The following is a 22,257-nucleotide window of genomic DNA, read 5'->3' on the forward strand; positions in this document are numbered from 1 at the left end:
TTCACCATTTCCGAAACTTTCCGATCGTAAATATTACATTTGTAATATGAATACCGGCTTACAGCTTTACAATACGCTTTCTCGTAAAAAAGAACATTTTCAACCTTTAAACGCACCCAATGTGGGGATGTATGTTTGCGGTCCCACAGTTTACAGCGATGTGCATTTAGGCAATTGCCGCACATTTATGTCTTTCGATTTAATTTTCAGATACCTGAAATACTCCGGTTATAAGGTCAGATACGTACGTAATATTACCGATGCAGGCCATCTGGAAGGTGACAGGGATGAAGGCGATGATAAATTTGCAAAGCGTGCGAAGCTGGAGCAGTTGGAGCCAATGGAGATTGTGCAAAAATATACGATAGGGTTTCACGATGTGATGCGGATGTTTAATACATTACCGCCAAGCATTGAGCCAACAGCTACCGGGCATATCATCGAGCAGATTGAGATGATTAAAGTTATCATCGAAAACGGTTATGCTTACGAAATTGGCGGCAACGTTTACTTTGATGTTGAAAAATACAGCAAGGAATATAACTACACAATTTTAACCAACCGCAACCTGGAAGACATGTTGAACAACACCCGCGAATTGGGTGGACAGGATGAAAAACGAGGTCGTTTAGATTTTGCCCTTTGGATAAAAGCGAAGCCTGAAACTTTAATGCAGTGGCAGTCGCCGTGGGGGATGGGTTTTCCCGGCTGGCATATTGAATGTTCGGCCATGAGTGCCAAATACCTTGGGTCCGAATTTGATATTCATGGCGGTGGAATGGATTTGGCGGCGACACATCACACCAATGAAATTGCCCAATCTGAAGCTTGCAGCCACCACCAGCCTGCCCGCTTTTGGATGCATACCAATATGCTTACTGTAAACGGGACAAGGATGTCGAAATCCGCTGGAAATGGTTTCCTTCCTTTGCAATTATTTACAGGCGACCATCCGCTATTAAAAAAAGGCTATAGCCCGATGACGGTGAAGTTTTTTATGATGCAGGCACATTATCGCAGCACTTTGGACTTTTCTAACGACGCGCTTGATGCATCGGAAAAGGGATTTCGCCGGTTAATGGCTGCGGTTAGTTTGCTGGAAAAATTATCTGTATCAGAAGAAAATGAATTTGATATTGACACTTTAAAGTCGAATTGTATCAACGCAATGAACGATGATTTTAACAGTCCGGTATTAATCGCCGAGCTGTTTGAAGCGGTGAGAATTATAAATACGGTTTACGATGGCAAAGGCAAAATTTCTGCTGTTGAACTGGATAAACTAAAGCAACTGGTTGAGGATTTTGTATTCAATATTTTGGGCTTGAAAGACGAAGAATCGGATAACCTGGAATTGAACAGCGTTTTGGAAATGGTTATTGGTTTACGCAAGGAAGCCAAAGAAAATAAAGATTACGCAACGTCCGATAAAATAAGAATTGGCTTGCAGGAATTGGGGATTCAACTTAAAGATAGCAAGGAAGGTACAACCTGGAGTAAGGCGTAAGCCATTCTGATTTGCAGATGTAATTAATTCAGTATTAAATTTAAGTCCATTCCCCCTTTGAAGGGGGCAGGGGGGATGATTTTAATTTATGAATAACAACAACTATAATATTAAGCTAAAGTCATTTGCAAGGGTCAATAGAAAAAATGGAACCAGGGCGGAGATTAAATTATGGTGTGAATTACTGAGAAATAAGCAAATGATGGGCTTCCCTTTTTTAAGACAAAGACCTATCGGAAATTATATTGCAGATTTTCTCTCCAAAGATCTGGATTTAATTATTGAGGTTGATGGATTGAGCCATAACGGTGAAGTGCAATTAGCTAAAGATAAAATACGGGAAAATGATTTGGAGTGTATGGGGTTTAATATTATTCGATTTAATGATAGTGAGGTTATCGATGATATTGAAAATGTCAGAAGGACAATAGAAACTTATATTATTAAGTGGAAACTCAATCATCCTCCAACCCCCTTCAAAGGGGGAAGCAAGATCGCTAAAGAAAGCAAAGTCTAAAAATAGCAAGGAAGGTAAAAGTGTAGCCATGCTTTTGGTCAAGGTTTCACCTTTAGTCTTTTCGCTTTAATCTTATAAACAATGAATAAAAAACTTTTAATACTCCTTTTGCTCGCCTTAATTGGTTTTCAGGCATGTAAAAACGATAAGAAATCTTCTGAGGGAACAGAAAACACAACTCAGGAAATTAAACTGGTTTCACCGGAATTTAATGCAGACAGTGCTTTTGCCTATACCAAAGCTCAGGTAGATTTTGGACCAAGAGTTCCCGGTACAATCGCTCATCAGAAATGTGCCGATTATCTGGTTGCGAAGCTGAAATCGTTTGGCGCCGATGTAAAAATGCAGGGTGCTAAAACAACTACGTATGATGGAAAAAGCTTTCAGCTGAAAAATGTAATGGCGAGTTTTAGTCCGGACAAGAAGAACAGGGTTCTGGTTACCGCCCATTGGGATGCACGGCCTTTTTCAGATCAGGATGCCGACCCTGCAAATCATACCAAGGCTTTCGACGCGGCGAATGATGCCGGAAGTGGCGTAGCGGTTATTTTAGAAATGGCACGTCAGATTCAACAAAGACAACCGAATGTCGGTGTCGATTTCGTATTATGGGATTTGGAAGATTACGGTAAAGCGAACGATGAAACACCTGAGGAAACAACCTGGTGTTTAGGCTCGCAATATTGGGCAAAAAATGCAATTTCTACGGGCTATAAAGCGCTATATGGTATAAATCTCGATATGGTTGGCGGCGGAAATGCACAATTTACACAGGATGAAATTTCCCGCCAATCGGCTCCGGATGTGGTGAACAAGGTCTGGAATATTGGGAGTGAAATCGGTTATTCTTCTTATTTTGTGACTATTCCAAGCGGAAAATTGGTTGATGATCATTTCTGGATGAACAAAGCTGGTGTACCATCCATTGATATTATTCACTATAACGACAATAGTGGTTTTTACATCAACTGGCATACACAGCTTGATAATCTGGCTAATATTGATAAAAATACTTTGAAGGCTACTGGTCAAACGGTGCTCGAAACCATTTTCCGCGAAAAGTAAAATGTGCAATTGTTAATTACTTTTAGAAACTGACGTCAAAGAAAATTTTATATTCGCCATACCTTATTAAAAACAATACATGAAAACATTATTCTCTACTGCTTTTGCAGTTGCTTTGACCTTAAATGCCTTCGCACAAAAGAGTGATGGAACAACCAAATCTTTAGTAAATGCTGAAAAGGACTTTGCAAAATCGATCGCAAAGAAAGGTGATAAAGAAGCTTATATTGACTACTCCTCTGCTACAACTTTAGTGTTCAGACCAAATCCGGTTAACGCAAAAACCTTTTATGCAACGCAGGCAAAAGGTACAAATCAGGTATCATGGGAGCCCAATTTTGCAAAGGTATCCCGCAGTGGCGATTTGGGTTTCACCACCGGGCCTTATGAAATCGCCGGAACGGAAAAAAAATATGGTCAGTATCTTTCCATTTGGAAGGCTGAAAACGGAACCTGGAAGCTTGCTATAGATTTAGGTACGGAAAGTAATAAACCACTGGCAAAAACAACTGCCAGATTCGAAGAACCTAAGGATCGTTTTATTCCTAAATTTATTAATGAGAAAGAGCAAAAAGCAAGTAAGGATGTTATTCTCACAACAGAAAAAACATTGAATACATTTCTGAAAACGCATGGGATTGCTGCATTTGGGGGGTTTTTAACGGATAACGCGCGCCTGTTATTTCCAGGTAACGAAGCCATTGAAGGAAAAGGTAAAATTCTGACTTTCTTTAACGGAATGTTCAGTAAAATCAATTTGAAAACAACCGGCGTCGACAAAGCTTTAGGGAGTGATTTAGCCTATACTTATGGCGTTGCAACGGTCGACTATAAAGCAGACCTGAGGGAAAGCTTTAATTATGTTTTTGTATATGAGAAAGCAGCTGATGCAAGCTGGAACCTAATCATTCAGGCTTTTGTACCGGCCGATAGATAGAATTTAATGTGAATTTTTTAAAGGGCTCTCCGTAAAAAGAAAGCCCTTTTTTAATATCTAAAAAGCTTTATTTTACGTTATTCTTAAAAGAATTTAAATGAATAAAAAAACAATACTCTTTGCGCTACTCACTATCCTGTTTTTAAACTCCTCGGCACAGAAAACTAATTTTGATGTGCAAGGGAAAGCTGGCGCGCGTGGTATAATGCCCGAAAATACAATTCAAGGCATGTTAAAAGCCCTGGATTTAGGCGTAACGTCACTGGAAATGGATGCGGTTATTTCTAAAGATAAGCAGGTAGTATTATCCCAGGAACCTTATTTTAACAATGAAATTTCGATCCAGCCAAACGGAAAACCCATCATTTTAAAAAATCAAAAGGATTTTAATATCTATAAGATGGATTATGACGAAGTTAAAAAGTTTGACGTTGGCAGCAAGGTTCATTCGCGCTTTCCTGGTCAGATGAAGTTTAAAGTGAGCAAACCATTACTTTCTGAAACCATTGATGAAGTTGAAGCTTATGTTAAAGCGCACAAATTAGCAAAACCTGTATATAGCATTGAAACAAAGACCATTAAAAACGGAGATAATGAATTTCATCCCGAGCCTGCAGAATTTGTCGACTTAATAATGGATGTTATCAATGCTAAAAAGATTTCTAAACGGGTTATAATCGAATCCTTTGACATGCGGACACTGCAGTATTTGCATGAAAAATACCCTAAAATTCAGACGTCCCTGTTAATTGATGAAAAGGAACCATTTGAAGATTATATCGAAAAGCTGGGTTTCAAACCAACAATTTATAGCCCTTATTCAATTTTGGTTGGGAAAGGCTTAGTTGATCGCTGCCATGAAATGGGCGTAAAAATTATCCCGTGGACTGTAAACTCAGTTAAGGAAATTAAATATTTCATGAGCCTTGGGGTAGATGGTGTCATAACCGATTATCCTAATCTAATCGGACAGATTAAGTAGGCACTTTTTATAAGCAATAATTAGCGAGAAAAGATTGCTTTATGCCTCGCAATGACGGTCTAGTTAATAAAAGAAATGCGCTGTTTTATCAGCGCATTTCTTTTAAATATGTTTAGCACCTAGTGGTGTGGAGCAGCTTCTGTTTTTTCGTGAGCTGGCATTTCCGTTTTTTCATGAGAGGTAGAACCTTCCTCTTCGTGATGAAAAATTGGTCTGGTAAATACCACGCAAAGAATTAATACAATAATCCATGCGGTTAATGGCAAAGCCCAGATGCCTGTTGTTTGCTGAACTGGTGCGTGTGAATCGTGCGCTGACATATCGAATATTTTGATTTATAATTTATGCTTTTTAATTGTGGTAAAGATAACAACAATTTTAAAATATAAAGATTAGAGTTGAATTCTCTTTAAATGCGCTATAACAAATCTTTTATTATCTTCTCAATAGATAAGCCTTCTGCTTCTGCTCTATAATTGCGAACAATACGGTGGCGGAGGATGGGTTCGGCTACAGCCTGCACGTCTTCAATATCCGGTGCATACTTTCCGGATACGGCGGCGTGGCATTTGGCGCCTAAAACCAAAAACTGTGAAGCCCGCGGACCAGCACCCCAGCTTATGTATTTGTTAACCGCTTCGGTAGCAAATTCGCTATTCGGACGCGTTTTGGCGGCCAGTTTAACCGCGTACTCCAAAACATTATCCGTTACCGGAATATCCCGTATCAGGTTTTGAAAATATTGAATGTCATCTGCATGAATAATTTTTTGCAGTTGAACATTTTTGTTGCTCGTCGTGTTTTTTACAATCGTTAACTCATCTGCAAAGGCAGGATAATTTAACTGAATATTGAACATGAAGCGATCTAATTGTGCCTCTGGAAGGGGATAGGTGCCTTCTTGTTCAATCGGGTTCTGCGTTGCTAAAACGAAGAAAGGTTTTGGTAGAGCGAGTGTTTGCCCGGCGGCTGTAACTGATTTTTCCTGCATGGCCTCCAGCAAAGCGGCCTGGGTTTTTGGCGGTGTCCGGTTAATTTCATCCGCCAGGATTATATTTGAAAATACAGGCCCTTTAATGAATTTAAATTGTCTGTCTTCACCCAATAGTTCAGCACCAATAATATCACTTGGCATTAAATCAGGCGTAAACTGAATTCTGTTGAAATCAAGGTCCAATACAGATGCAACAGTTTGTACAAGTAAGGTTTTGGCCAATCCGGGAACGCCAACCAATAAACAGTGGCCATTGCTAAAAATAGCAATCAATACGGATTTTATAACATCATCCTGTCCGACTACAACTTTACTTATTTCGTTCTTTATGTTGTTGAAGGATTCATGAAGGGCATCTACGGCCTCTACCTGGTTCTTATACTGCATTGAGCTTACTTTGTTTCGGAGCTTTTCTTTGTCCAGATTTTTAATTCATTGCAATCCTGAAATTCTTCATCAATTTTGATAAAGCTACTTTCACGGCGTTTCTCAAACCATTCGCTTAAGGTTCGGTTAATTTTATCGCTCTGTGCAGCCGCTTTTATCTTTGGAAAATCCTGCGCCAGATTCGCTTTATGCGGTGGAATTTTGGATTTAAGGTATAAAATACGATAACCTTGTTTTCCATCTGCAGCAGTAAATAACTGAGGTTTTGAAATGCCGCCAACTTTCATGGTATCAATAACTAAAAATACTGCGGGATCTAATTTTTCTATTGGAATAAAAGTACTTCTCGATTGCACGTCTTCTGCATTCAGCATCATACCGCCATTATATTTTGTTTCCTTATTATCGGAATATAAATTTGCAGCAGCAGCGAAGCTTATTTTATTAGACAGTATATTATTATAAATACTGTCTGCATGAAGTTTAGTGCGATCTAAACTGCTTTGAGTACTTTTAGGAGAAATTAAAATGTGTCTCGCGTGAACGGTTTCGCCACGACGTTCAATCACCTGCAAAATGTGGTATCCGAATTCAGTTTCGAATACAGGAGACATTTCGCCTGCTTTAAGCTTAAACGCCCAGGCTGTAAATTCTTTCGCCATCTGGCTTCTGTCAAAGAAGCCTAAATCGCCACCGTCACCAACCGATCCCGGATCTTCTGAATACGCCTTAGCCAATGCACCGAAATCTTCTCCACCTTTAATTCTCAAGCGTAAGGCCTCAATTTTGTCATGAAACCTTTCTTTTTCCGCTTTCGTAAGCTGAGGATTTAAGATAACTTCACCAATCTCAACTTCGGTACCAAATTCCGGAAGGCTATCGCCCAGCGATTTAAAATATTTTTCAACTTCGAGTGGCGTTACGTTGATGTTTTCTGTAATTTTTGACTGCATTTTTTGAGCCACAAGTTCATCCTTAACGCTCGGCCTCATTTCATCTTTATACTGTAAAACAGATTTGTTCAAGAACTGCTCTAAACGTTCCTGTCCGCCTGCCCTTTGAATCATGCTGCGCATGCGCCTATTTACCTCATCATCGGCCTGGTTATCATCAACCATAACCGAATCTATTTCGGCTTGTTGCTTAAGCAGTTTCTGTGTTAATGTTTGTTGTAAAATCATACATTTAACATTTGGATCAGCAGGTCTGCCCTGGTATAGATACTGGGTGTATTGTTGATTAATATCAGACAGTAAAATAATATTATTACCTACTACAGCAGCAACCTTGTCTACGTTGTTTTTTTGGGCATAGCTGTTTAAAAACAAGCTTACCAAAACAATTACTGCTAAAAAAACTCTCTTCATTCTATTTATTATATATTGCAAATTTACTATTATTGGTCTGATTAGCGGGAATTAAAGTTTAGCTAATTTTCGTTAATCCTTATGGTATGTTTTTTCCTTAGGCTGTTAAGCCAGTGTTCTTCCGGTTTTTGCTGATAATCTTCAATAACATCACCTCTTACCTCATTGAGTGGTTTACCATAATTTTGTTCATTCCTTTATAAAAATCTATGTTGTACTGTTCGTCGTCCTGGTTTTATTCCAAATTTTAATTTCAGAATCCTCAGAACGCTGCAATTATGACTTTTTTTATAAGCCCACATAAACTCTTTGCTTTTAACTGGTTTATTATTGATTAGCGCTACGATTTGTGCAAATAACGAACTACACAACAAACTTAAAACAAATAGGTAATAAGCTTCTCTCACACAGAAAGTTCTATAAAATTTAAAGGATAAAAGTAACAATTAGCGGGGCTATTAAAAGATATTTAACTAATTTTAACAGAATTATTATAAGGCAAAAATACGAATGGAAAGTCAGGTTACCAACAATGCAAACGCTTTACGCATTTTTTTTACGGAGGATGTTTTTTTGGTCGAAGATAAATCCTTAGAAATTGCGCCTGACTTTGCCTTAAACGCCGTTTCTTCAAAATCAGATGCTCCGATAGATGGCGTAACTGAAGTGCTTTCGGTTGCTGAAATTAATCAGAAAAACTATAATAAACCAGGTGAAATCCTGAAAGATGACGTATCAGAGGGAGAAATTTCGCTTGTCACTGAAGAAACCGTAGTGCCTAAAAGCTTTAAATTTTTGGGTGGGAATAAGAAATCGGTTTTGATTTTAGTAAATGATTCTGATAATGAGGTAAGTACTCTGGAAGGACGTGAATTGCTTAGGAAAATTGTCAAAGCAATTGACTTGTCTGCTCCAGACTTCGCGTTGGTTAATTATGCAAACTATCAGGAGGTGAATTTCATCGAATTACATCAGTTTTTTAAGCCGCAGTTAATGTTGTCCTTTGGTGTCGAACCGCAGCATTTGAAACTGGATCTGGCCTGGTCTGAGGAAATGATACATCATGAAACAACCAGGATCATTTTCGCACCTAACCTGCATCCATTAGATGGTGATATTGCTGCAAAAAAATCTCTTTGGGCCAATCTGCAGAAGATTAAGTAGTTTCGATACTTAAGTATCAAGTATCAAGTATCGGGTATCAAGTATCAAGATACAGCCATTTCCCGTTATCTATTACCTATTTTCCTTACACCCTTTTTTATGAAAAAACTTGTTTTCGCAACAAACAACCAGCACAAAACCGACGAAATACGCCATGCGCTAAATGGCCAATACGAGATCTTAAATCTTGAAGACATTGGTTGTTTCGCTGACATACCTGAAACTGCAGATACCTTTGAAGGAAATGCAACATTAAAAAGCGGTTTTGTATACGAAAACTACAACCTGGATTGTTTTGCTGATGATAGCGGCCTGGAAATAGATGCTTTGAATAATGAGCCGGGCGTATATTCTGCAAGATATTCAGGTAGCCGTGACAGTTTAGAAAACATCAATATGGTACTGGCAAAACTCGAAGGCATCCATAACCGTAAAGCACGATTTAAAACCGTAATATCTTTAATGCAAAACGGGAAAAATCATTTGTTTGAAGGTGTAATTAATGGTACCATAAGAACAGCATTATCAGGCGCTAAAGGTTTTGGCTACGATCCGATTTTTCAGCCCGAGGGATATTCCATTACTTTCGCAGAAATGGATATGGCTGAGAAAAATAAAATAAGTCATAGGGCTTTGGCCCTGCAGAAAATGATTGCCTTTTTGAAATGAAACGATTTAAAGAAAAGATTGTCTTTTCTTTAAGCTTTGCCTGTTATCAATGAAAGTTACATTTTCCGATAAAAAAAAATAAAATTCTAGGCTTTATGGTTTAATCGAACCTTTTGGTACTACCATAGTAGAATCCTTCTTCGGAAAAATAGGTTTAATTCCAAAATTTGCTACCGAATCTGCTTTTGGTATCACAGGTTTTGCCGTTGTAGGTCCCTTGCTTACAGCTGATTTTGTCGCTAATGTTTTAGCTGGTGTCTTTGCGGGAACTTTAGGCTTTGGCTTTTTAAGACCTGATGAACCAATAGCTTCTTTCTTTGATTTTGGTCGCTCTTTAGGTTTCCATGAAAACCCCTTGAGTACATTATCTTTTGAAACTTTATTCTCGGGATTAAGCGCACCTTCAATGCTGTTGATATAAACAATATCATCAATGTCATTATTCTTGAAAGTAAATTTAATACGGCTACTTAAGGTCTGGTTCATCTCTTTGTACACCTTTGTGCTGTCATCCTGTGTATAATAGATACTTTCTGCATTTCCATCCACATAAAGATTTTTAAGTTTTCCTTCCGAGAAGAAGCCGGTCATGTAACGGCCTTTGATCTGATTGAAACGGAGCGAATCTTTTGGCGTGCTCACCAAAAATGCATTTTTAAATGCCTGCAGGTTATTTAATTTGTTTTTCTTGAACTGAACATAAATGGTATCGCCCACTACCTGAGAACCTTCCGACCATATAATCGGATTTCCATAACAGCGCAACGTAGAATCAGCACTTGTATAAAATAAACTGTCTGTTTTTGCCTGGATATTGCTCTTGAAAATTTTTACATTATGATAAGCCCTTATAATACGGGTAGTAACTGTGTCAGCCGGATTAAATACAGTTGTATCCCTTTTTGCATTTTTGATTTGTTTACTTAAGCTATCCTTCGAGTTTTTTGGTATTTTTTTGAGTATACTATCCGGGCTAAGTTTTGGTAACTTATTTTGGATATTGCTTACAGATGCTACCTTTTTCTTTAAAGAATCTATTCCTTTTGAAGAATTTTTAAGAAGGGAATCTACCTTAACCATATTTACCCCCGCAGAATCGATTTTAGTTTTAATGCTATCCTTTAAATTGTCGGGGATATTCAAAGCTGGTTGTTCTTGTGATTTCTCATCACGTTTTCGCTTAGGCTCTTTTCCACCTTTAACAGCCGCTTTCTTTATTTTAGTATCTGCACTCCTAATTACAGCTGGTGTTTTTTTGGTCCTTGCAGGGGCCTCTTCCTCGTCTTCACCAACTTCATTATCTGCTTTAATGGATATTTTTGGGATTAGCTTTAATGTTTTTTGCAGCGTTATTTGCGTTTCCAGAGTATCAGCACCCAGGCGTAAGGTATCAGGTCGCTTTTTATTATTGACTGTAACCGAATCTCCTGAAATTAAATCGACATAGGCATTTTTGGTAACCAATGTTCGTTGGTCGATCTTGTAATAGAAGCCTAAATCACCAAACATCTTTGTCCCGTCCTTCTTATCCGTAAAAACGATATTCTTAACCGCTTTGCCATAGCCTATTTTACCATAATAATATAAGCTGTCGCCTTTCAGAGATTTGGTGTCTTGTGTGTAAAGGTTTTTCTTCCCAAAATAGGCATCTTCACTTAAGGTATTGTAAGCACCATTTTCGGTGTACAAATTGTCGTCTTTTCCTTTAATGTTCGTTGGGCCGTAAAAGTAGGTCCATTTTGTATCAACGTTATACCGCATGGTATCCGATTTAATGGTGCTTTGCGGTGTAACAACAACAACATTATACCTGAAATAGGCGTCGCTACTATTATTGAAATAATAACCGTTTTTGCTGGTTAATGTAACAGATTGGTCCTGCGTAACAATTTTACCTCCATTGGTGTAGGTTCCGATTTTAGCAACCATATCATAATCTAAAACATTGGTTGTTAAAATCGTTTTCGGATCAACCATCCTAACGTTGCCCGTTAAATGAGCATGCTTTTTATTACCGTCATACTGAAGCTCGTCCGAATAGATATCGGTCGTTAACTGATTGATGTGAACATTTCTGTAAGCTTCAAAGTAATTACGCTCCGTGTAAAAAACAGCGCTATCGCAGGTTAATGTCGCGTTATCTTGTTGAAAAACCGGATTACGCAAATAACTAACCTTCTTTTTCGTATCTCCTGTAATTCGGGTTGAAGAAACAATTTTAATAATAGAACCTTTCTGCTGGCCAAATATTAATAATGGGCAAATCAGGAAGAGAAGAAAGACAAATGTTTTTTGCACCTTACAAAGTTAGTTTTTTGTTCCGAAGGTTGGAAACTGGTTAAAATTAAATATTTTTGACGGATGTTACCTATAAACAGACTTCAGAATTTTATTGCACAGCACCGGCTTTTCAACGCCGGAAACAAAATTCTATTGGCTGTTAGCGGGGGTAAGGATTCAGTTTTAATGGCATATCTTTTTAAAGCATTCAGGATTGACATTGGTATAGCGCATTGTAATTTTAATTTGCGGGTTGATGAAGCCCAGCGGGATGAATACTTTGTAAAAATGCTTGCTAATTCGCTTGATGTGCCCTTTTATGTAACGCATTTTGATACAAAAAAATATGCTGCAGAAAATAAAATATCTACCCAAATGGCAGCCAGAGATTTGCGCTACAACTGGTTCGAAGAAATAAGGTCTACAGCAGGTTATGATTACATCGCTTTAGCACAACATCAAAACGATGCCTTAGAAACCATGCTGATTAATTTGGTCAGGGGGACCGGTATCAGCGGCTTACACGGAATTTTGCCCAAACGTGGTCGATTAATCAGACCGCTGCTATTTTTAAACCGCGAGGAAATAAATCAGCTCGTTGACGATAATAAGTTTGATTTCGTCGAAGACAGTTCTAATCTCAGTTCAGATTATGTCAGAAATAAGTTGCGACTGAATGTAATTCCGCATCTTAGGGATATTAATCCCAATCTGGAAAATACATTTAATGACAATATTAAACGATTTGCAGAAATCGAAACGTTTTTGAAATTACAGGTAAAGCAAATCGCTGAAGAAATTGTAGTTGAAAAAGCAGACGCGGCTTATATTTCGTTAAGCAAAATTAGGTCGTTAAACCCACAAAAGTTATTACTTTTTGAATTGCTTAAGCGCTATGGCTTTACGGAAAGTGTAATTGAAGAAATTATTAATTCGCTGGATAAACAAAGCGGGATTAAATTTTTTAGTACAAGTCATCAGGCGACAATCAACCGCGAAGACTTAGTTATCAGTAAGCTGGATTTTGAAATTTATTCACATAAAATTATTCATTTAAACGATGCCGTTTTCGACTACAATAATTATCAATTTGAGCTTGCTTTTTCCGAAGAGGTAAAATTTGAAAGGATTGAGCAAAAAATTTTCGTTGACAAAGCTGTTTTGCAATTTCCATTAGTTTTGAGGACCTGGCAAAATGGAGATAAGTTCATGCCTCTGGGAATGAATGGATTTAAAAAGCTGAGCGATTTTTTTATTGACGAAAAAGTGCCTTTGCATTTAAAAACAAGCATTCCTATTTTGGTTAATGGAAACGGCGAAATCATTTGGATTACAGGAATGCGACAGGATAACCGTTACAAGTTGACTAACTCAACAAAAAAAGTTGCTATATTCGAACTCAAAAATTATTAAGTGGAAAGCAGATACGCATATATCGAAAAACAGTACATAGGTAGAGATTATGTCCGCATTTTCATCAGGCTTATACTAGCCGCATTCTGTTTTGCTGCATATGTATATGAACGCGATCGGGATAATACACAGGATTTATTCCTGGTGGTTGGTTTCGGTATTATTGGTGTGTCTATGCTGTTGCTTTTTTTAATTCAATATAAAATTGTGGTAGATAATGGCAGCTTAATTCTCGACGGGCTGTGGACAACCAAAAGGGTTAAAATTGATTTAAATAGCATCGTCGATGTTAGAAAGGCGACTTACAGCAGGTACTATTTTAATAATCCGGTTTATAATTTGCATACAAAAGGTACCATTCGCTTCTATTCTTCCGGAAAGGATGCCGTTGTTTTAACAGACCGCGACGGTCTAGAATATTTTATCGGTACACAGAGACCCAATGAACTGTTTCTTGTTATTAAAGAAGAGATGAAAAAGCCTAATTAATTCACGGGTTGGGGTATACTATTTGGATAAGAAATCAGGCCAGTATGGTAAAAGCACATGAGTTAGATAGCCCCAGATTCGCAGATTAATAATGATATTATAAGTACATTATAATTTAGCTGAATTTTAAAACATAAATCTTACGCTGATTTTGTAATCGATGATAAAATCATTTTGGAAGTAAAATCTACTTATGGTTTTGCAAATGAATTTTATGCACTAGTTCTTAATTACTTAGCGGTATCGAAACTAGATGTTGATTTACTAATTAATTTCAACGATAAATCACCGTAATATAAAAGGATCATTAAAAAAAAAGATTTACCATTCTGTAATATCGTCTACAGGAAATCAGTATGACAATAATTTTAATGATTACAAAAATCTGCGAATCAGCGGCATCATTTATAGAAACATTTTTTATATCTGCTGTTTAGCAGCGGAGCCTATTTCCGTTTTTTTTATTGCAATTGCCTTACATACAATTTAGATATAATTGGATTACATTTGCTGCAACAACAATACATTTATAATGAAAATAGGAATTGTTTGCTACCCTACTTTTGGAGGTAGTGGCGTCGTTGCAACAGAACTTGGCAAAGCACTCGCCAATGAAGGACACCAGGTTCATTTTATAACTTATAGTCAGCCGGCAAGGCTCGATTTCTTTTCTGCAAACTTATTTTATCATGAAGTTTCGGTAAGAAATTATCCCTTATTTGATTATGCCCCTTATGAATCAGCATTGGCCAGTAAATTGGTAGATGTTGTTCGATTTGAGCAACTGGATGTTTTGCATGTTCATTATGCGATTCCCCACGCTTCTGCCGCATTCATGGCAAAGCAGATTTTAGCAAGTTATGGCATTCATATTCCTGTAGTAACCACACTACATGGTACCGACATTACACTTGTTGGTAAAGACCCAACCTACAAACCTGTAGTTACATTTTCTATAAACCAGAGTGACGGCGTTACTACGGTTTCTCAGGATTTAAAAGAGGATACCTACAACCACTTCGAGATTACAAAAGACATTAAAGTAATTCCAAACTTTATCGATTTTAATCGTTTTAGTTTACAGGCAAAAGATCACTTTAAAAAAGCCATTGCTCCTAATAACGAACGGATTTTAATACATACAAGCAATTTCAGAAAAGTGAAGCGAACAGCAGATGTTATTCGTATTTTCGAAAAAGTGCAGGCTGTAATCCCATCGAAATTATTGATGGTAGGCGATGGTCCGGAACGGGTTTACGACGAACAGCTGTGTCGCTCGCTAAACATTAGTGATCACGTTCGTTTTCTGGGTAAGCAAGACGCAGTTGAAGAAATCCTTTCTGTTTCCGATCTTTTTTTAATGCCGTCAGAATCCGAAAGTTTTGGGCTTGCTGCTCTTGAAGCGATGGCTTGTAAAGTACCCATAATCACAACAAACGCTGGTGGCATCCCCGAACTGAATGTTAATGGTTTTTGTGGTTATATGAGCGAAGTTGGCGATGTTGAATCGATGGCGACACATGCTATCGAAATATTAAAAGATGATGAAACATTGGGGCGCTTCAAAGATAATGCCTTTACAAGAGCACAGGATTTTGATTTGATCAAGATTTTGCCCTTTTACGTAAATTACTACAAAGAAGTAATCGAAAATTCGTTGCAACCTAAATACTAAATCTGGCCTTACAAGGCGGTAGTTAAATATTTGTACTACAATTGGCAATTGTTTTGAAAGCGCTTTAAGTATTTTTTCTAAAATAAAACTTTCTCAAAATCAAACGATTATATATTGTACCTTTGCGCCTTTGAAACCTTGGATAAAGATTTCAATTATCGCATTAAGATTAAAAAATAGGTTAGATGAAAAAAATTGTTGATTACAGAAAGCTTTTAAGCGTAGATAAAAATGCTGAATTAAAGGATCTTAAATCGGTTTACCGTACATTAATGAAAGATTGCCATCCTGATAAATTTCAGCAGGAGGAAGAAAAATTAGAGGCAGAGGCAAGAAGCAAAGATATTATTGAAGCTTACCATTTTTTAGTGAGTATTGCGCCTGAAACCCGTGAGCAAAATATCGAAACGTATACAGAAACCATTACAAAATCAAATATACTTGATTTTGAATATAAACAGCAGGTATTGAATATTCAGTTTTTTGATGGAAGCGCTTACGAATATTTTGATGTACCAAAGGCCATCTATGTAAAATTAGTAAATGCCGATTCCCCGGGCCGTTTTGCCCGCAGACATATTTTCAGCGATTATCCTTATCGCAATGTAGCGAAGGTTGCTGAACCAGCTTAATAACAAAAAAAGACTTGCCACATGGTAAGTCTTTTTTTGTTTCGAAATATAAGCTAATTTTTTATTTGGTAAACACCAGGTTTACAGGTGCTGCAACTTCTATGCGTTTTCCGCTATCCGTTAGTTTTCCTGTTAGCTTGTTGCGATTAAAAATCACCACGTTATTATTGTATTGATGTGCCACAAGCACAAACCGGCCACTGGGGTCAATCGAAAAATTTCTTGGTCCTTTGCCCAGTGTACTTACCGTTTCAACAAATCTTAATATACCGGTTGAAAGGATAGAGAATACAGAAATGGTATTTGCATCACCCCTGTTGGTTTCATAAAGGAATTTGCCGTCGGCTGAAACATGGATGTCAGCTCCATCAATCCTGCCTTCAAACGATTTTGGAGTTGTGCCGATTTCCTGGATTTTCTTTAAATCTCCATTTGTGTAATAATAACCGGTTATACTTCCATTAAATTCATGCGCCAGGTAGGCGAATTTCCCATTAGGTGTAAAAGCAAGGTGTCTTGGGCCGCTGCCGGGATTCGTTCTCAAAACGTTTTTGAGGGTTAATATTTGCCTTGTGTTTTTCGGTTTGTAGTTGTAAATGTATATGCGATCTTCACCTAAGTCTGTGCAGATTAAAAACTTTCTGTCGGGTGTAAATTTAACCATGTGAACGTGTGCAGTTTCCTGTCTGCCTTTCGGATCAATGCTTTTTCCTGTATGCTTTATAACCAGGGCAGCATTATCTAAAGCACCATCTGCTTTTCTTTTGAAAACAACGAGACTTCCGCCGCTGTAATTTGCAACGATAACATTGTCCTTATCTGCCGTTATGTAACAAGGATCAGCGCCCTCGCTTTCTACTTTATTGATGAACAGCAGGGCGCCTGTTACTGCATTGTATTTAAAAGCACTTACCGTACTGGTCGTCCCAGTTTCGTTAACCACATAAGCGAATTTATTATCTGGCGATATTGCGATATAACTTGGGTTATTAACATCTTTTGTTGTGAACTTTAGTTTTGCATCTGCTGTGGATGTATTGAAACTATAAGTATAAATGCCCTCACTTTTTGCGGGTGTGTTTGTGTATGTTCCTATCAGAAGGTTATAATTTGTTTGCTGTGCTAAAGCCGCGAAAGATATTGGCATAAGTAACAAGAGACAATTGTACTTTTTCATAATTATGATTTTAATTGATAGCAAATATGGGAAAAGAAAACGAATACCAGTAAGTGAAGGGGAATTCTGATCAATCGAATGTCTATTTTGCCACGGAAGCACTGAACTTACGGAACCATTGCCCTCCATTCGTCYTCCCGACTGGAGCGCAGCGGAACGGAGGGATCTCATAAATATGAYTCTAATCAAGATGTCGCTTTATGAAAGATTTCTCGACTACGCTCGAAATGACGACCTGATAATGATCGTCTTCCCGACTGGAGCGCAGCGGAACGGGGATCTCATAAATATGATTCTAGTTAAGGCGTCGCTTTATGAAAGATTTCTCGACTACGCTCGAAATGACGACCTGATAATGATCGTCTTCCCGACTAAAGCGCAGCGTAGTGGAGAGATCTATATTCAAAACTATTGGTTCAAAGATTTTGCTTTGCAGAGCCTTAGGTTTCTCGACTATGCTCTAAATGACGGTAATGAATTTAACTTTCTCAATCCCGTATAAATCTTTATTTCTGTGGCAAATAAAGACTAAAAAATCTGTTAATCTACAGCTAAACCTAATTAGCTAAAACCCTTTAACAAAAAAAGGCAACCTTTCGATTGCCTTCAAATGTTATTTTATAAGATGCTTTATCTGAATTAACTCATGTTCTTCCAGATAGCGCCACCTTCCACGAGGTAAGTCCTTTTTAGTAAGATTGCCGTAAACTACACGGTCCAGTTTTTCTACATTATAGCCAAGGTGTTCAAAAATACGACGTACAATGCGATTTTTACCGCTATGAATTTGAATGCCAATTTCTTTTTTTGTACCTCCGGCAACATAAGAAATGTTATCTGGTTTTATTAAACCATCTTCTAATTCTAAGCCAAACTGGATTTTGTTTAAATCACCTTGCGATAAAGATTTATCCAATTCAACGTTATAAATTTTAGTGATGCCGTTTTTAGGATGGGATAATTTATCCGCTAAATCTCCGTCGTTCGTCATTAATAACAAACCTGTAGTATTGCGGTCTAAACGCCCAACCGGGTAAATACGTTCACGACTCGCCTTATCTACTAACTGCATAACCGTGCGGCGTTCCTGTGGATCGTCAGTAGTAGTAATGTAATCCTTCGGTTTGTTCAATAAAACGTAAACTTTCTTTTCACGTTTAAGCAATTCGCCATTATAACGGACCTGATCTTTAGCCGGGTCCACTTTGTGTCCGAGTTCAGTTACAGCTTCTCCGTTTACGGTAATGATGCCGGCAGCGATTAACTCATCCGCTTTACGGCGGGAGCAAATGCCTGCGTTTGAAATGTATCTGTTTAAGCGAATTAAGCCTTTGTCTTCATTAGTCTTGCGCCCTTGCTTAATTACAGTCCTTTCCTCGCGGTTAAATTCCGTGTCTCTTGGTTTAAGCTCTTCGCGCTTTCTGAAAGGTCTGCTATCAGCACCTTCTCTTGGTTTTACATCCCTTGAACTTCCTGCACTAGGCTTGAAGTCGTCATTTCTGCCACCTCTCGATTTGAAATCTTTATATCCGCCTTCTCTTGGTTTGAAATCTCTTTCGCCGCTTCTCGGTTTAAAATTTCCCGAATCTCCATCCTTAGATTTGAAATCACGTTCTCCTCTTGGTTTATAATCTCTTGCACCACTATCTTTTGATTTAAAATCTCTTTCTCCTGTTCTTGGTTTAAAATCTCTTTCTCCTGTTCTTGGTTTAAAATCTCTTGAACCGCCAGTTCTCGGTTTGTAATCTCTTGAGCCACCTTCTCTTGGTTTAAAATCGCGTTCGCTACCTTTTGATGCAGTGTCTTTTGATTTGAATTCTCTATCGCCGAATTTAAAACCTTTAGGTTCTTCATCTCTCGATTTAAAATTACGGTCGCCTCTTGGTTTGAAATCTTTTTTGTCTCCGAAAGATTTTGATTTGAAATCTTTACTGTCTGCGCTTCTAGGTCCGAAGCCTGTGTTTGAGTCGGATGATTTTTTGAATTTACTGTCTTTATCTTCTGATCTTTTTCTGTCAGAACCACCGGCGCTACTTCTGCCTTCGGTTTTCCGGCTGCCCGGTTTGGATTTGTCATCCCGACTGTTCCTGTTGTTTTTATTTATCATGATACGCTTTTAGCCGCACCTAAATGCGGGGTGCAAATTTATATAAAATAGCTGAAATTATCAATCAGGAGCGCCGATAAAATTTTGTCGGAAAATAGCCTCTAATATATTAAATATGAGTGGAAATTCAAAATTTAAAATCTTAGTTTAAACCACTTTAAACTAAGATTTTTGTGCGTTTTTTCGTAACTAGTTGGTAATCTGATTATTAATTTATACCTTTGTCAACGTTTTTTATAAGTTCACCAAAAAAAGGAGGAAGATGTTAAAGAAACACGTCGTACCATTTTCGATAGTGGCAGCACTATTTATTCTGGCAAAAGTGTTCGCTTACCAAATGCCCTTAGCACAAAAAAGTCTTTTAAAAGAAGAGAAATTACACACAACAATACCCCCAGCTGAAAAACCCAAAGAGGTGAAAAAATCTCTAATGGCTCAGCTAAATTTTGCCGAAGAAACTTTGCCTTTAGGAGATAGAAGAGTGGAACGCAAAATGAAAAAAATCCTTGCAGCCCACACTTACGGCAATACGCAAACCCATCGTTTACAGCGAAAAGCTGCCGAATGGTTTCCGGTTATCGAGCCTATTTTAGCGGCATACGGAATCCCGGATGATTTTAAGTATCTGGCTTTAGTTGAGTCAGGTATGCAGGCGGGCGTTTCACCAAAAGGTGCAGCAGGTGTTTGGCAGTTTATGCCCGGTACAGCCCGTAATTACGGATTGAAAGTTAATGGCGGGATCGATGAACGCTATAATCTGCGTAAATCTACCATTGCAGCATGCAAATACATTAAAGAAATGTATAAAGGTTTAGAAAGCTGGACACTGGTTGCTGCAGCATATAACGTAGGCGATGGACGTTTACGCAAGCAGATCAATAATCAAAATCAAGACAATTACTACAAAATGAAACTCAACCGTGAAACCGGTGGTTACGTTTATAAGGTAATTTCGATGAAACAGATTATTGAACACCCGGTTCGTTACGGTTATAGTAAACCGAAAGAATTATTGGCATATAATGCCGAATAGTAAATAAAAGACAAGCATTTGGTAAGGCGTCCTGATTATTCAGGACGTTTTTTTTTATCCATTTTCTGAAGGTCATTCGTTTTAAGTTATTTCCAGGGCTGATGGATAAGTGATTTTCTAATTTATGCAGAAAACGATTTCCAGAGTTTGCACTCACACCCTTAACCGGCTATAGCGCATTGCAAAATTTAGTAATTTGACTTTAGCTTACCTTTAAGCTTTCATCTTTGTTTTTTGTTCCTTTATCTTTGCAGCATGTACAAACTTCGAATTGATAAAATTATAAATCAACCTGGTGATAACATTAGCCTTCAGCTCCATCCTGTTGATGGCGGCTACCCAGAATATCTGGCAGGACAGTTCATTTCACTGGTATTCGAAGGAAAGCATAAGGAAATCCGCCGATCTTATTCTTTTAACAGTTCTCCTGATGTTGATGAACCCCTGTCAATTACAGTAAAACGAGTTGAAAACGGGGAAATTTCTAGATTACTACATCATAAGACCGCCGTAGGCGATATCCTTTTAGCTCAGGAGCCTCAGGGGCTGTTTAGTTATCTGCCAGAGGAAAATCTTGAGCGCGATGTTTTTCTTTTCGCTGCGGGAGTTGGGATAACACCTTTAATTTCGATTATGAAAACAGCGCTGGTGCGTGAAAAGAAATCGAAAATTACTTTAGTTTACAGCAACCGCTCTTTAGAAGAAACTTTATTCTATGATGAGCTTAATGAATGGCAAGCCAAATATTCTGAAAGGCTAAAAATCATCTTCGTATTCAGTAACAGTAAGAATCTGATGACGGCAAGGTTAAACAAGTTCTATATAGAACGCCTGCTAAAAGAGCATTTAATTTATAATAGAAACAGCGCGCTATTTTATACTTGCGGTCCTATTATATATATGGACTTATGCCGGATAACCTTATTGGGCATGGGTTTCGATATTAAGCAAATAAAACGAGAAACTTTTGTATTACCGGAAGATGAAGTTGATGAAGACGATCAATCGGAGAAGAAGGTTGACAAAAATACGTATTCAGTCGTATTAAATTTCAAAGGCGAAACTTATCACCTCAATGTGCCCTGGCCTAAAACAATCCTGGATGTTGCACTTGAAAATAAAATAAAATTACCTTATAGCTGTCGCGGCGGTGTTTGCAGTACTTGTGTGGCAAACTGCATCAAAGGTAAAGTTCGCATGGATTATAACGAAGTTTTAACTGATGATGAAATTGAGCTGGGTCGGGTACTGGTTTGTACGGGACATCCTGTTGAAAATGGAACTACTATAGAATGGTAGTTTAATGTGCTTTATAATTAACTGGTAGGTTAGTATTATGTTTTCTCGTCGAACCAACCTTTTTAATCCTTATGACCTGCCAGAAGCCGGCTATAACAAACGTAGCAGTTAAAAAGTTCTGTACTTACTTCAATTTTTTCTTATTGAGAATTAGTGAGTTGCGTTGGATATGAAAATCTTTTGCTGTCTGGGTTTGTGTGTTGAGGATTTTTTTCTACTTTTGCAACCCGCTTCGGAGGAAGGGAAAAGGTTGAAATTTTGCTGTCTGGGTTTGTGTGTTGAGGATTTTTTTCTACTTTTGCAACCCGCTTCGGAGGAAGGGAAAAGGTTGAAAAGTGGAGAGAAAGGGATTAGAATTATTTTAAAATAATTTTTGCGGAGATTGAAAGTTTTATTACCTTTGCAACCCGGTTCGGAAGGAGCGGAAAGAATTGAAAAGCTGGGTTTAAGAATTGAAGAGGGGCTAAAAAAATAAATTATTTTATTTGGAGGTTCAAAAAAGATTCTTACCTTTGCACTCCCAACGGAAACGAAGGGAAAACAAAACCTGAACGGCGGATGTC

Annotated in this window: 20 protein-coding genes; 14 read left to right on the forward strand and 6 right to left on the reverse strand. The window is 37.9% G+C overall.

What is annotated here, in order from left to right; genetic code table 11:
* Positions 1–46: 46 nt before the first annotated feature.
* The 5 genes from cysS (at position 47) to ASF92_RS14370 (ending at position 5,008) form a co-directional block, all read left to right on the forward strand.
* Complete coding sequence (gene cysS / locus ASF92_RS14350; protein WP_056094372.1) at positions 47–1,507, forward strand: cysteine--tRNA ligase; 1,461 nt, start codon at positions 47–49, stop codon at positions 1,505–1,507.
* A gap of 88 nt (positions 1,508–1,595) precedes the next feature.
* A complete protein-coding gene (locus tag ASF92_RS14355) occupies positions 1,596–2,024 on the forward strand; it encodes an endonuclease domain-containing protein (protein WP_082489569.1) in 429 nt (142 codons plus the stop codon).
* 81 nt (positions 2,025–2,105) lie between these two features.
* Positions 2,106–3,089: a M28 family peptidase gene (locus tag ASF92_RS14360; RefSeq protein ID WP_056094375.1), complete on the forward strand. Its 984-nt coding sequence runs from the start codon at positions 2,106–2,108 to the stop codon at positions 3,087–3,089.
* 79 nt (positions 3,090–3,168) lie between these two features.
* Entirely contained in the window at positions 3,169–4,026 is an 858-nt protein-coding gene (locus tag ASF92_RS14365) for a nuclear transport factor 2 family protein (RefSeq protein WP_056094378.1), read from the forward strand.
* Positions 4,027–4,123: 97 nt separating this feature from the next.
* Positions 4,124–5,008, forward strand: a complete 885-nt coding sequence (locus tag ASF92_RS14370) for a glycerophosphodiester phosphodiesterase family protein (RefSeq protein WP_056094381.1) — start codon at positions 4,124–4,126, stop codon at positions 5,006–5,008.
* Positions 5,009–5,127: 119 nt separating this feature from the next.
* Here the strand turns inward: ASF92_RS14370 and ASF92_RS14375 are convergent, their stop codons facing one another.
* The 3 genes from ASF92_RS14375 to ASF92_RS14385 form a co-directional block, all read right to left on the reverse strand.
* Positions 5,128–5,328, reverse strand: a complete 201-nt coding sequence (locus ASF92_RS14375; protein WP_056094384.1) for a hypothetical protein — start codon at positions 5,326–5,328, stop codon at positions 5,128–5,130.
* 98 nt (positions 5,329–5,426) lie between these two features.
* Entirely contained in the window at positions 5,427–6,389 is a 963-nt protein-coding gene (locus tag ASF92_RS14380) for a MoxR family ATPase (RefSeq protein ID WP_056094387.1), read from the reverse strand.
* Positions 6,390–6,394: 5 nt separating this feature from the next.
* Positions 6,395–7,756 (reverse strand): peptidylprolyl isomerase, encoded by a 1,362-nt coding sequence (locus tag ASF92_RS14385; RefSeq protein ID WP_056094389.1) that lies wholly within the window; start codon positions 7,754–7,756, stop codon positions 6,395–6,397.
* A 510-nt stretch (positions 7,757–8,266) separates the two neighbouring features.
* Between ASF92_RS14385 and ASF92_RS14390 the strand changes: the two genes are divergently transcribed.
* The gene (locus ASF92_RS14390; protein WP_056094392.1) at positions 8,267–8,920 is read left to right on the forward strand and encodes a hypothetical protein; all 654 of its coding nucleotides are present in this window, start codon (positions 8,267–8,269) and stop codon (positions 8,918–8,920) included.
* Positions 8,921–9,019: 99 nt separating this feature from the next.
* Complete coding sequence (locus ASF92_RS14395; RefSeq protein ID WP_056094395.1) at positions 9,020–9,589, forward strand: non-canonical purine NTP diphosphatase; 570 nt, start codon at positions 9,020–9,022, stop codon at positions 9,587–9,589.
* A 93-nt stretch (positions 9,590–9,682) separates the two neighbouring features.
* On the opposite strand, the gene ASF92_RS14400 is transcribed toward ASF92_RS14395, so the two are convergent.
* Positions 9,683–11,887, reverse strand: a complete 2,205-nt coding sequence (locus ASF92_RS14400; protein WP_056094398.1) for an OstA-like protein — start codon at positions 11,885–11,887, stop codon at positions 9,683–9,685.
* Positions 11,888–11,950: 63 nt separating this feature from the next.
* Here ASF92_RS14400 and tilS point away from each other — a divergent pair, with 63 nt between their 5' ends.
* From tilS to ASF92_RS14420, 5 genes are all read left to right on the forward strand, one after another.
* Entirely contained in the window at positions 11,951–13,282 is a 1,332-nt protein-coding gene (gene tilS, locus ASF92_RS14405; RefSeq protein WP_056094405.1) for a tRNA lysidine(34) synthetase TilS, read from the forward strand.
* Positions 13,283–13,771 carry a hypothetical protein gene (locus tag ASF92_RS14410; protein WP_056094409.1) on the forward strand — a complete coding sequence of 163 codons (489 nt, stop codon included), beginning with the start codon at positions 13,283–13,285 and terminating at the stop codon, positions 13,769–13,771.
* A gap of 123 nt (positions 13,772–13,894) precedes the next feature.
* Positions 13,895–14,065 carry a GxxExxY protein gene (locus ASF92_RS21600; protein ID WP_082489570.1) on the forward strand — a complete coding sequence of 57 codons (171 nt, stop codon included), beginning with the start codon at positions 13,895–13,897 and terminating at the stop codon, positions 14,063–14,065.
* A gap of 238 nt (positions 14,066–14,303) precedes the next feature.
* Entirely contained in the window at positions 14,304–15,446 is a 1,143-nt protein-coding gene (bshA, locus tag ASF92_RS14415) for an N-acetyl-alpha-D-glucosaminyl L-malate synthase BshA (RefSeq protein WP_056094413.1), read from the forward strand.
* Between the two features lie 185 nt (positions 15,447–15,631).
* A complete protein-coding gene (locus tag ASF92_RS14420; RefSeq protein WP_056094416.1) occupies positions 15,632–16,078 on the forward strand; it encodes a KTSC domain-containing protein in 447 nt (148 codons plus the stop codon).
* 61 nt (positions 16,079–16,139) lie between these two features.
* On the opposite strand, the gene ASF92_RS14425 is transcribed toward ASF92_RS14420, so the two are convergent.
* Positions 16,140–17,255, reverse strand: a complete 1,116-nt coding sequence (locus ASF92_RS14425) for a lactonase family protein (RefSeq protein WP_056094419.1) — start codon at positions 17,253–17,255, stop codon at positions 16,140–16,142.
* Between the two features lie 613 nt (positions 17,256–17,868).
* A complete protein-coding gene (locus ASF92_RS14435) occupies positions 17,869–19,362 on the reverse strand; it encodes a pseudouridine synthase (protein ID WP_056094426.1) in 1,494 nt (497 codons plus the stop codon).
* Between the two features lie 262 nt (positions 19,363–19,624).
* Here ASF92_RS14435 and ASF92_RS14440 point away from each other — a divergent pair, with 262 nt between their 5' ends.
* Positions 19,625–20,395 carry a lytic transglycosylase domain-containing protein gene (locus tag ASF92_RS14440; RefSeq protein ID WP_056094429.1) on the forward strand — a complete coding sequence of 257 codons (771 nt, stop codon included), beginning with the start codon at positions 19,625–19,627 and terminating at the stop codon, positions 20,393–20,395.
* Between the two features lie 255 nt (positions 20,396–20,650).
* Positions 20,651–21,694 (forward strand): ferredoxin--NADP reductase, encoded by a 1,044-nt coding sequence (locus tag ASF92_RS14445; RefSeq protein ID WP_056094433.1) that lies wholly within the window; start codon positions 20,651–20,653, stop codon positions 21,692–21,694.
* Positions 21,695–22,257: the final 563 nt, after the last annotated feature.

The sequence above is a fragment of the Pedobacter sp. Leaf176 genome, from assembly GCF_001424305.1.
Classification (GTDB): domain Bacteria; phylum Bacteroidota; class Bacteroidia; order Sphingobacteriales; family Sphingobacteriaceae; genus Pedobacter.